Origin of the sequence: Pseudomonas sp. RGM 3321 (assembly GCF_022836805.1) — a bacterium.
GTDB lineage: Bacteria > Pseudomonadota > Gammaproteobacteria > Pseudomonadales > Pseudomonadaceae > Aquipseudomonas.
Genome location: NZ_JALHBH010000090.1, coordinates 34,721 through 46,098 on the forward strand (window position 1 = coordinate 34,721; position 11,378 = coordinate 46,098).

9 protein-coding genes are annotated in these 11,378 nt (G+C 58.0%); 7 read left to right on the forward strand and 2 right to left on the reverse strand.

Features of this window, described 5'->3' with window-relative positions; genetic code table 11:
* Window positions 1-3: 3 nt before the first annotated feature.
* On the reverse strand, window positions 4-636 hold the full coding sequence (locus RGM3321_RS04285) for a TetR/AcrR family transcriptional regulator (RefSeq protein WP_244391738.1): 633 nt from the start codon (window positions 634-636) through the stop codon (window positions 4-6).
* 458 nt (window positions 637-1,094) lie between these two features.
* Complete coding sequence (locus RGM3321_RS04290) at window positions 1,095-2,471, reverse strand: glutamine synthetase family protein (protein WP_003413528.1); 1,377 nt, start codon at window positions 2,469-2,471, stop codon at window positions 1,095-1,097.
* 594 nt (window positions 2,472-3,065) lie between these two features.
* Between RGM3321_RS04290 and RGM3321_RS04295 the strand changes: the two genes are divergently transcribed.
* From RGM3321_RS04295 to RGM3321_RS04325, 7 genes are all read left to right on the forward strand, one after another.
* Window positions 3,066-4,424, forward strand: coding sequence for a glutamine synthetase family protein (locus RGM3321_RS04295; protein WP_002555767.1), 1,359 nt, complete (start codon window positions 3,066-3,068; stop codon window positions 4,422-4,424).
* Window positions 4,425-4,493: 69 nt separating this feature from the next.
* Window positions 4,494-5,858, forward strand: a complete 1,365-nt coding sequence (locus tag RGM3321_RS04300) for an aspartate aminotransferase family protein (RefSeq protein WP_244391739.1) — start codon at window positions 4,494-4,496, stop codon at window positions 5,856-5,858.
* A 143-nt stretch (window positions 5,859-6,001) separates the two neighbouring features.
* Complete coding sequence (locus RGM3321_RS04305) at window positions 6,002-7,099, forward strand: polyamine ABC transporter substrate-binding protein (protein ID WP_244391740.1); 1,098 nt, start codon at window positions 6,002-6,004, stop codon at window positions 7,097-7,099.
* Between the two features lie 171 nt (window positions 7,100-7,270).
* A complete protein-coding gene (locus RGM3321_RS04310) occupies window positions 7,271-8,365 on the forward strand; it encodes a polyamine ABC transporter substrate-binding protein (RefSeq protein ID WP_244391741.1) in 1,095 nt (364 codons plus the stop codon).
* Between the two features lie 55 nt (window positions 8,366-8,420).
* Window positions 8,421-9,563 carry a polyamine ABC transporter ATP-binding protein gene (gene potA / locus RGM3321_RS04315; protein ID WP_244391742.1) on the forward strand — a complete coding sequence of 381 codons (1,143 nt, stop codon included), beginning with the start codon at window positions 8,421-8,423 and terminating at the stop codon, window positions 9,561-9,563.
* A complete protein-coding gene (locus tag RGM3321_RS04320) occupies window positions 9,560-10,480 on the forward strand; it encodes an ABC transporter permease subunit (RefSeq protein WP_003372160.1) in 921 nt (306 codons plus the stop codon). Before potA ends, RGM3321_RS04320 begins: the two co-directional genes overlap by 4 nt.
* Window positions 10,477-11,358 carry an ABC transporter permease subunit gene (locus tag RGM3321_RS04325; RefSeq protein ID WP_244391743.1) on the forward strand — a complete coding sequence of 294 codons (882 nt, stop codon included), beginning with the start codon at window positions 10,477-10,479 and terminating at the stop codon, window positions 11,356-11,358. Before RGM3321_RS04320 ends, RGM3321_RS04325 begins: the two co-directional genes overlap by 4 nt.
* The last annotated feature ends 20 nt before the right edge of the window (window positions 11,359-11,378 follow it).

An 11,378-nucleotide genomic window follows, 5' to 3' on the forward strand; every position in this document is an offset into this window, starting at 1 on the left:
CTCTCAGTCGGCTCTCTTCACCAAAAACACCGGCAAATACAACCCCAGATAAGCATCAAACACCCGCATCCCTTCCTCGGCCATGCGCGGTGTGATCTCGTCATGCAACTGCACCGACCGCGCATACACGCGATCCCCCAGTTCCATCGCCAGCGCAAACACGTCTACATCGTCCGGCAGTGCGGGCAACTGGAAGTGGCGGTCAAACACTTCAAGCATCAAGTGCCCCAGTTCAATGTCGTGCTGTCGATCGGCCTGGTTGATTTCGGTCAGGCCGTGCTGGGCGAGGATCAATTGGCGGGCGGCGGCGTCGGCGTTGTAGATGGCGAGCATGCGCAGTTCGACGATGCGTGACAGATCGCGCCAGGTGGTGAGCTGGTCGTGATCGATGGGTGCTTGCAGCGATGAGCGGAAGGCGGCGTGGATATCGGCGGTCAGTGCTTCAAGCAGGGCCGGAACGCTGGCGAAGAAGTGATACACCGACGACGGCGGAATGCCGGCGCGCTCGGCAACGCTGTAGATCGACAGGCTGGCCACCCCTTGTTCGGCAAGCAGCGTGCGCGCGGCGTCGAGAATCGAATCGATTCTGGCCTGGCTGCGTGCTTGAGGTTTGCGAGGAGTGGCGGTGCGTGTCATGGGCGGTGCTCTTGGCTGGGCTGCGGGCATTGTAAGGGATTCTGACGGGATGAATCGCTGCCGTCGCCAACCGATTATCGCTCCCACGCCCCGCGCTCGTCGGTATACACAAATCTAACTGTTTATCGTGCCAATGCTCCGCGTTGGCATGCAGTTCGTGACGCTCTGCGTCACAAATCTTCAGTCTGGCGAGACAGCGTGCGTAAATGAAACTCGGGCTTTAAGAGTGCCGCAACTCGTACAGCCTGAAGTAGGCGTCAACGCTCCACTGTGTGACGCGGAGCGTCACGAACTGCATTCTCACGCTGGAGCGTGCGAAACGATAAGCGTGCGGCCATATGATTATCGCTCCCACGCTGGAGCGTGAGGAACGACAGGTGTCCGGGGGAGGGCATGCACGCCAAACCAAAACGCCGCAAGGCTCAAGGCCTGCGGCGTTTTGTGTTACTCGGCCTCAATCAGACCGTATGCAGGTACCAGTTGTACTCGAGGTCGGAGATGGAGTGTTCGAACTCTTCCAGCTCGCTCTCTTTACAGGCGACAAAAATGTCGATGTATTTCGGATCGATGTACTTGGCCATGACCGGGTTGTCGTCCAGCTCGCGCAATGCGTCGCGCAGGTTGTTCGGCAGGCTTTGTTCGTGTTGCTCGTACGAGTTGCCTTCTACCGGGGCGCCAGGCTCGACCTTGTTGACCAGGCCGTGGTGCACGCCTGCCAGTACGGAAGCCATGACCAGATAAGGGTTGGCATCGGCACCGGCAACGCGGTGTTCGATACGCACGGCATCTGCGGTGCCGGTCGGTACACGAACGGCTACCGTGCGGTTGTCGAGGCCCCAAGTGGGCGAGTTGGGCACGTAGAACTGAGCACCGAACCGACGATACGAGTTGACGTTCGGGCACAGGAAGGCCATTTGTGCCGGCAGGGTCTCGAGCACACCGCCGATTGCGTGACGTAATGCGGCGTTCTGCTCGGGATCCTCGCTGGTGAAGATATTCTTGCCATCGCGATCCAGAATCGAGATGTGGACATGCAGACCATTACCCGCCTGACCCGGATAGGGTTTGGCCATGAAGGTCGTATCCATCTCGTGATCGTAGGCAATGTTCTTGATCAGGCGCTTGAGCAATACGGCGTAATCGCACGCCTTGATCGCGTCGGCGACGTGATGCAGGTTGACTTCGAACTGGGCTGGGGCGCTTTCCTTGACGATGGCGTCGGCAGGAATGCCTTGCTCCTTCGCACCTTCGAGTATGTCCTGAAGGCAGTCGACGTATTCGTCGAGGTCGTCGATCAGGTAGACCTGTGTCGAATGCGGGCGTTTGCCGGAAATAGGCGAGCGGGGCGGTTGTGGGCGACCGTTCACGTTCTCCTGATCGATCAGGTAGAACTCCAGCTCGAACGCGGCGCAGATGGTCAGGCCCATTTCGTCGAATTTGGCGACGACCTGACGCAATACTTCACGCGGGTCGGCGAAAAACGGGTCGCCTTCGAGTTCGTGCATGGTCATCAGCAATTGCGCGGTAGGGCGCTTTTGCCATGGCTCGTTGCACAGGGTGTCGGGGATGGGATAACAGATTCGGTCAGCATCACCGATATCCAGGCCCAGGCCGGTGCTTTCCACCGTGGAGCCATTGATATCCAGAGCAAATAAAGAGGCAGGCAGGTTGATGCCCTTCTCGTAAACCTTATGGAGGCTGGTGCGTTCGATGCGTTTGCCACGCACCACACCATTCATATCTGCAATCAGAAGGTCAACGTACAGAACCTCAGGATGTTCCTTAAGGAACGCGTTCGCTTCGTTAAGCTGAACGGCACGCGGGGGTACCGACATGATGCAACACCTTTGTTGTTAAAAATATCAATCATCAATGATTGCGGATCTCAGTCAATCCGAAAGCCATGATGAAGTCAATAGAGCCTTTTTTTGCCCTAAAACTGCGCCATATGGCTTTTTTTGCCGCTATTTAGGGCGTTTTATTCCGTTTCTGACCGTTGTTAAATACGAGCTAGAGCGGCCTGTCTTCTATTTTTAACGGGTTGTTGTATAAAAAAATGAACGAGGCTAAGCTCGATCGCAACCCAGTAGAGCAACAATAGCGGGGGTCCAATGCTTCACCTTTCCCTGGTCGACACGCGATTATCAAGCCCGTACAGCGCTCATCATGCCTGTGATATCGGTGCTCGTGGCGGGTTGCCACACCTTGCGACATCCCTGAACGGCTATCTAAGCCAGTCTGCTCTACTCTCAATGCTCGACATTACCACTATAACGGCTTCGTCAGTGTGACTGCGGCCGTCTGGAAATCCGGCCCCGCAGCTGTCACCTTACCCCTAATCGGCGTCTGCCGAAACGAGTTGTACAACATGACGCCGATGCGTCTGGAACGCCTGATCACGATCAGGACAATAAAACCCTGAGGTATTTATGAGTACCAACCTCGACCAGCTCACCGATTGGTTGAAAGAACACAAGATTACCGAAGTCGAATGCATGATGTCCGACCTTACCGGCATCACCCGCGGCAAGATCTCGCCGACCAACAAGTTCATCGCTGAAAAAGGCATGCGTCTGCCTGAAAGCGTGCTGTTGCAGACGGTGACCGGCGACTACGTAGAAGACGATATTTACTACGAGCTGCTGGACCCGGCAGACATCGACATGATCTGCCGTCCCGACCAGAACGCGGTGTATCTGGTGCCCTGGGCGGTCGAGCCCACTGCGCAGGTGATTCACGACACCTACGACAAGCAGGGCAACCCCATCGAGCTGTCGCCGCGCAACGTGTTGAAGAAGGTCCTCAAGCTCTACGCCGATCAGGGCTGGCAGCCAATCGTGGCGCCGGAGATGGAGTTCTACCTGACCAAGCGTAGCGACGATCCGGACTACCCGCTACAGCCACCGATCGGCCGCTCCGGGCGTCCGGAAACCGGCCGTCAGTCGTTCTCGATCGAAGCTGCCAACGAATTCGATCCGCTGTTCGAAGACGTCTATGACTGGTGCGAACTGCAGAACCTGGACCTGGACACGCTGATCCACGAAGACGGCACGGCGCAGATGGAAATCAACTTCCGTCACGGTGATGCCCTGTCGCTGGCCGACCAGATTCTGGTGTTCAAACGCACCATGCGCGAAGCCGCCCTCAAGCACGACGTCGCGGCGACCTTCATGGCCAAGCCGATGACCGGCGAGCCGGGCAGTGCCATGCACTTGCACCAGAGCATCATCGACATCGAGACCGGCAAGAATATCTTCTCCAACGAAGACGGGACCATGAGCGAGCTGTTTCTGAACCACGTCGGTGGTCTGCAGAAGTTCATTCCCGAGCTGTTGCCGCTGTTCGCCCCCAACGTCAACTCGTTCCGCCGCTTTCTGCCTGACACCTCGGCGCCGGTGAACGTCGAGTGGGGCGAAGAGAATCGCACCGTCGGCCTGCGTGTGCCGGATGCCGTGCCGCAGAACCGTCGCGTGGAAAACCGTCTGCCGGGTGCCGATGCCAACCCTTATCTGGCCATCGCCGCCAGTCTGCTGTGCGGCTTCATCGGCATGGTCGAAGGCATCAACCCGAGCGCACCGGTGGTCGGACGGGGTTACGAGCGACGCAATCTACGCCTGCCGTTGACCATCGAAGACGCGCTGGAACGCATGGAAAACAGCAAGACCATCGAAAAATACCTGGGCAAGAAATTCATCATCGGTTACGTCGCGGTCAAGCGCGCCGAGCATGAAAACTTCAAGCGCGTGATCAGTTCGTGGGAGCGGGAATTCCTGCTTTTCGCCGTCTGATCGCGCAGAGCGCCGCCGCGATTGATGCGCGGCGCTCTGCTAACTGACCTGAATGAAAGGAAGTGCTGCATGAGTGCCAACAACCCGCAAACCCTCGAATGGCAGGCCCTGAGCAGCGAGCATCACCTGGCACCGTTCAGCGACTACAAACAATTGAAAGAGAAAGGCCCGCGCATCATCACCCGTGCCGAGGGCGTTTATCTGTGGGACAGCGAGGGCAACAAGATCCTCGATGGGATGTCTGGCCTGTGGTGTGTGGCCATCGGTTATGGCCGCGAAGAACTGGCCGACGCAGCCAGCAAACAAATGCGTGAGCTGCCTTACTACAATCTGTTTTTCCAGACCGCCCACCCGCCAGTGCTGGAGCTGGCCAAAGCCATTTCCGAAATCGCTCCGCAGGGCATGAACCACGTGTTCTTCACCGGTTCAGGCTCCGAAGGTAATGACACGATGCTGCGCATGGTTCGTCATTACTGGACGCTGAAAGGCCAGCCGAACAAGAAAACCATCATCAGTCGCGTCAATGGCTACCACGGCTCCACTGTCGCCGGTGCCAGTCTGGGTGGCATGACCTACATGCACGAGCAGGGCGACCTGCCGATTCCGGGTATTGTCCACATTCCTCAGCCCTACTGGTTCGGCGAGGGCGGCGACATGACGCCTGACGAGTTCGGTGTCTGGGCAGCCGAGCAACTGGAAAAGAAAATTCTCGAGCTGGGCGTCGAGAACGTCGGTGCGTTCATTGCCGAGCCGATTCAGGGCGCAGGCGGTGTGATCGTGCCGCCCGAGTCCTACTGGCCGAAGATCAAGGAAATTCTTTCCCGCTACGACATCCTGTTCGCTGCCGATGAGGTGATTTGTGGCTTCGGCCGCACCAGTGAGTGGTTCGGTAGCGATTTCTACGGCCTCAAACCCGACATGATGACCATCGCCAAAGGGCTCACCTCCGGGTACGTGCCGATGGGTGGCCTGATCGTGCGCGATGAAATCGTTGCGGTGCTCAATGAGGGCGGCGATTTCAATCATGGCTTTACCTACTCCGGGCACCCGGTGGCGGCAGCCGTTGCGCTGGAGAACATACGTATCCTGCGCGAAGAAAAGATCGTCGAACGGGTCAGGTCGGAAACGGCACCGTATTTGCAAAAGCGTTTGCGTGAGTTGAGCGATCATCCGCTGGTGGGCGAAGTCCGGGGTGTCGGGCTGCTCGGGGCCATTGAACTGGTGAAGGACAAGACCACCCGCGAGCGCTATACCGACAAGGGCGCTGGGATGATCTGTCGAACCTTCTGCTTCGCTAATGGCCTGATCATGCGGGCCGTGGGCGACACGATGATCATTGCGCCGCCACTGGTGATCAGTTTTGCGGAAATCGATGAGCTGGTAGAGAAGGCGCGCAAATGCCTGGATCTGACGCTGGCGGTGTTGCAGGGCTGAAAATGCCAAAAAAAGCGTCGATTCAAGCGCAATGTGCATTGTTTGAGGGGGCTTCGGCTTGAAAGCCTGCCCTGGAAGTTGCCAGACTAATGGCTACAAGCCGCTAACTGACGGTCAGTGATAAAAATACATTGGAGCTACGCATGAAAAAATTTGGCAAGACCCTTCTCGCGCTGTCCCTGATGGGCGTTGTGGCCGCCGCTGCGCAGGCCGATGATAAAGTGCTGCACGTCTATAACTGGTCCGATTACATCGCTCCGGACACCGTTGCCAAGTTCGAGAAAGAATCGGGCATCAAGGTGGTCTACGACGTTTTCGACAGCAACGAGACGCTTGAGGCCAAATTGCTCGCTGGCAAATCCGGCTATGACGTGGTCGTGCCATCCAACAACTTCCTCGCCAAGCAGATCAAGGCTGGCGTTTATCAGGAGCTGGACAAGTCCAGGCTGCCGAATTGGAAGAACCTCAACGAATCACTGCTCAAGGCCGTGTCGGTCAGCGACCCGGACAACAAGCACGCATTCCCGTACATGTGGGGGTCGATCGGTATCGGCATCAACCCGGACAAGGTCAAGGCCGCTCTGGGTGCTGACGCGCCAGTCAATTCCTGGGACCTGCTGTTCAAGCCCGAGAACGCTGCCAAGCTGAAGTCGTGCGGCATCAGCTTCCTCGACTCGCCGACCGAAATGCTGCCGATTGCCCTGCATTACCTGGGCTACCCGACCGACTCGCAGGACAAGAAGCAGCTCGCCGAAGCTGAAGCGCTGTTCATGAAGATTCGTCCGTCGATTGGCTATTTCCACTCGTCCAAGTACATCTCGGACCTGGCCAACGGCAACATCTGCGTAGCGGTCGGTTACTCGGGTGATATCTACCAGGCCAAATCCCGTGCTGCCGAAGCCGGTGGCAAGGTAAAAGTCGCTTACAACATTCCCAAAGAAGGTGCCGGTAGCTTCTACGACATGGTCGCCATTCCCAAGGATGCCGAAAACGTCGAAGGTGCCTACAAGTTCATGACCTTCCTGATGAAGCCCGAAATCATGGCTGAAATCACCAACGCAGTGCGCTTCCCGAACGGTAACGCGGCAGCAACGGCGCTGGTCGACAAGGAAATCACCAGTGACCCTGGCGTTTATCCGCCTGCCGACGTACAGGCCAAACTGTATGCAATCGCGGACCTGCCTGCTGCCACACAGCGGATCATGACCCGCAGCTGGACCAAGATAAAGTCAGGTAAATAAGCCTGTAATCAAACCTGTGGATGCTGCGTAGCCTTGGCCGCGCAGCCTCCAGCAGACAGGAATATTGCCTAAACCTTTGCTGGTTGGACGCATAGACGGTAAGTTGCGCGCCGGTTTGGTTTTCCGGACGCCCTCCGGCGCTCAGGCCCCTCTGTTAAAAGGACTCATTCTTTGTCTATTTCTATTTTTTCCAAAGCCTTGCTGGCGGCTGCCGGGCTGACACTGTCGATCAGTGCTCAGGCTGAATCCACCGTGCATATTTATAACTGGTCCGATTACATCGGCAAGACCACCCTGGCGAACTTCGAAGCCGCGACCGGCATCAAGCCGATGTACGACGTGTTCGACTCCAACGAAACCCTTGAAGCCAAGCTGTTGGCCGGACGCACCGGCTATGACGTGGTGGTGCCGTCCAATCACTTCCTCGGCAAGCAGATCAAGGCGGGTGCGTTCCAGAAGCTCGACAAGTCGCTGCTGCCCAACTACAAGAATCTCGACCCGGCGCTGCTCAAGCGTCTGGAGAAGAACGATCCGGGTAACCAGTACGCCGTGCCGTACCTGTGGGGTACCAACGGCATCGGTTACAACGTCGAAAAGGTCAAGGCCGTGTTGGGCGTCGACAAGATCGACTCCTGGGCCGTGCTGTTCGAGCCGGAGAACATCAAGAAGCTCTCCAGCTGTGGCGTAGCGTTTCTTGATTCTGCCGATGAAATGTTGCCAGCGGTGCTCAACTACCTCGGGCTGGACCCCAACAGCACCAAGGAAGCCGATTACAAGAAGGCCGAAGCCAAACTCATGGCGATTCGTCCTTACGTGACCTATTTCCACTCGTCCAAATACATCACTGATCTGGCCAATGGCGACATCTGTGTTGCCGCAGGATTTTCGGGCGATGTGTTCCAGGCCAAGGCTCGCGCAGAAGAGGCAGGCAAAGGCGTGAAGCTCGCTTACAGCATCCCGAAAGAGGGCGGCAACCTGTGGTTCGACATGCTGGCTATTCCGGCTGATTCGAAAAACATCAAGGAAGCCAGCGCCTTCATCAATTACATGCTTGACCCCAAGGTGATCGCCCAGGTCAGCGATGAAGTCGGCTACGCCAACCCCAATCCCGCCTCCGGCGAGTTCATGGACCAGAGCATCCGTACCGATGAAGCGGTTTACCCGCCTCAGGAAGTGCTGGACCGCCTGTTCGTGAACAGCGAGTTGCCCCCCAAGGTGCAACGTCTGATGACCCGCAGCTGGACCAAGGTCAAGTCGGGCAAATAAAAATCCAGCACCCGGCCGTATTGGCCGGGTTGCCTACCTGTTGGGAGTTTCACCAATGGCAGTTGCCTCCGGCGCCTACAAGAAAGCCCTCGAAGGCGGTCAGCAACCCAAAGAGGTGCTGGTCAAGATTGATCGGGTTACGAAGAAGTTCGACGAGACGATTGCGGTGGACGATGTGTCCCTGCAGATCAAAAAGGGCGAGATCTTCGCCCTGCTTGGCGGCTCCGGTTCCGGAAAGTCCACACTGCTGCGCATGCTGGCCGGTTTCGAGCGCCCGACCGAGGGGCGTATCTACCTCGACGGCGTCGACATTACCGACATGCCTCCGTACGAACGGCCGATCAACATGATGTTCCAGTCCTATGCGCTGTTCCCGCACATGACCGTCGCGGACAACATCGCCTTTGGCCTGAAACAGGACAAGCTGGCCAAGCCGGAAATCGAAGCTCGTGTGGCGGAAATGCTCAAGCTGGTGCAGATGACCCAGTACGCCAAGCGCAAGCCGCACCAGCTCTCCGGCGGCCAGCGTCAACGTGTGGCCCTGGCACGCTCGCTGGCCAAAAAGCCCAAGCTGTTGCTGCTCGACGAGCCGATGGGCGCGCTGGACAAGAAACTGCGTTCGCAGATGCAGCTGGAACTGGTGGAGATCATCGAGCGCGTCGGCGTGACCTGCGTGATGGTGACTCACGATCAGGAAGAGGCCATGACCATGGCCGAGCGCATCGCAATCATGCACCTTGGCTGGATCGCGCAGATCGGCAGCCCGATCGATATCTATGAAACCCCGACCAGCCGTCTGGTCTGCGAGTTCATCGGCAGCGTCAACCTGTTCGAAGGCGAAGTGATCGAGGACATGGAAGGCCATGCGCTGATCCGCAGCCCCGAGCTGGAGCGCAATATCTATGTCGGCCACGGCGTCAGTACGTCGGTGGAAGACAAGCACATCACCTACGCCTTGCGTCCGGAAAAACTGCTGGTTACCACTGAGCAACCCAGCTTCGAATACAACTGGTCGCGCGGCAAGGTCCACGACATCGCCTACCTGGGCGGTCATTCGGTGTTCTACGTCGAGCTGCCGGGCGGCAAACTGGTGCAGTCGTTCGTCGCCAACGCCGAGCGTCAGGGCGCGCGGCCTACCTGGGGCGATGAAGTCTACGTGTGGTGGGAAGACGACAGCGGCGTGGTACTGCGCTCATGAAAATCCGCAAGATCAAGCGCGCCTTCGAGCGCATAAAGCCCAACGGGCGGCAGATGGTCATCGGCGTGCCGTTCCTCTGGCTGTTCCTGTTCTTTGCCTTGCCGTTTCTGATCGTACTCAAGATCAGCTTCGCCGAAGCCGACGTCGCGATCCCGCCATACACCGAGATCTTCAGCTACGCCGATGAAAAGCTGCAGATGGTCCTCAACTTCGCCAACTACACCTTGCTCAGTGGCGATGACCTGTATGTTTCGGCCTATCTGGGCTCGCTGAAAATGGCCTTCATCAGCACCTTGCTGTGCCTGCTGATCGGCTACCCGATGGCTTATGCCATTGCCAGCGCTCGTAAAGATCTGCAAACCGTACTGTTGCTGCTGATCATGATGCCGACCTGGACCGCGATCCTGATCCGCGTCTACGCCTGGATGGGCATTCTCAGCAACAACGGGCTGCTCAATGCCTTCCTGATGTGGCTGGGCCTGATCGACGCGCCGTTGCAGATCCTCAACACCAACCTGGCGGTGTACATCGGCGTGGTCTATTCCTACCTGCCGTTCATGATTTTGCCGCTGTACGCCAACCTCGTGAAGCACGACACCAGCCTGCTGGAAGCCGCGTCCGACCTGGGTTCGAGCACCTTCAACAGCTTCTGGAAAATCACCGTGCCGCTGTCCAAGAACGGCGTGATCGCCGGCTGCATGCTGGTATTCATTCCGGTGGTCGGTGAGTTCGTGATTCCCGAGCTGCTCGGCGGCCCGGAAACCCTGATGATCGGCCGCGTGCTGTGGCAGGAATTCTTCAACAACCGTGACTGGCCGGTGGCTTCGGCGCTGGCGGTCATCATGCTGCTGGTGCTGATCGTGCCCATTATCCTGTTCAACCGCAGTCAGGCCAAAGAACTGGAGGGCAAGGCATGAACCGCTTTCGATTCTCGAACCTGATGCTGGTTCTGGGTTTACTGTTCATCTATGCGCCGATGGTGATTCTGGTCATCTACTCGTTCAACGCCTCGCAACTGGTGACGGTCTGGGGCGGCTGGTCGGTGAAATGGTACGTCGGCCTGCTGGATAACTCGCAACTGATGGGCTCGGTGATGCGCTCGCTGGAGATCGCCTGCTACACCGCCGTTGCTGCGGTGGCGCTGGGGACCATGGCTGCGTTTGTGCTGACCCGCATCAGCCGCTTCAAGGGTCGGACGTTCTTTGGCGGGCTGGTCACGGCTCCGCTGGTAATGCCCGAAGTGATCACCGGCCTCTCGCTGTTGCTGCTGTTCGTGGCTATGGCGCAGATGATTGGCTGGCCGCAGGAGCGCGGGATCATGACCATCTGGATCGCGCACACGACGTTCTGCGCGGCCTACGTGGCAGTTGTGGTCTCGGCGCGGCTGCGTGAGCTGGACCTGTCGATCGAAGAGGCGGCGATGGACCTGGGGGCGCGTCCGTGGAAGGTGTTCTTGCTGATCACCATCCCGATGATCGCACCGTCACTGGCAGCCGGTGGCATGATGTCGTTTGCGCTGTCGCTGGACGACCTTGTGCTCGCCAGCTTCGTCTCCGGGCCGGGCTCGACAACCTTGCCGATGGAAGTGTTCTCCGCCGTGCGACTGGGCGTTAAACCTGAGATCAATGCGGTTGCCAGCCTGATCCTGCTGGCGGTCTCACTGGCAACCTTCCTGGTCTGGTTCTTCACCCGTCGCGCGGAAAACAGCCGCAAGCGTGCTATCCAGCAAGCCATCGAGGAAAGCGCGGCAGACGCCTGGAAACAACCAGACCCAAGGCGTGCTCCGGCGGCGTGAAGACCTGATTGCGTGAGCGA

Excerpts from the sequence above, each read along its gene's own strand:
- RGM3321_RS04285 (WP_244391738.1), bottom strand. The coding sequence starts at position 636 with ATGACACGCACCGCCACTCCTCGCAAACCTCAAGCACGCAGCCAGGCC.
- RGM3321_RS04290 (WP_003413528.1), bottom strand. The coding sequence starts at position 2,471 with ATGTCGGTACCCCCGCGTGCCGTTCAGCTTAACGAAGCGAACGCGTTC.
- RGM3321_RS04295 (WP_002555767.1), top strand. The coding sequence starts at position 3,066 with ATGAGTACCAACCTCGACCAGCTCACCGATTGGTTGAAAGAACACAAG.
- RGM3321_RS04300 (WP_244391739.1), top strand. The coding sequence starts at position 4,494 with ATGAGTGCCAACAACCCGCAAACCCTCGAATGGCAGGCCCTGAGCAGC.
- RGM3321_RS04305 (WP_244391740.1), top strand. The coding sequence starts at position 6,002 with ATGAAAAAATTTGGCAAGACCCTTCTCGCGCTGTCCCTGATGGGCGTT.
- potA (WP_244391742.1), top strand. The coding sequence starts at position 8,421 with ATGGCAGTTGCCTCCGGCGCCTACAAGAAAGCCCTCGAAGGCGGTCAG.
- RGM3321_RS04320 (WP_003372160.1), top strand. The coding sequence starts at position 9,560 with ATGAAAATCCGCAAGATCAAGCGCGCCTTCGAGCGCATAAAGCCCAAC.
- RGM3321_RS04325 (WP_244391743.1), top strand. The coding sequence starts at position 10,477 with ATGAACCGCTTTCGATTCTCGAACCTGATGCTGGTTCTGGGTTTACTG.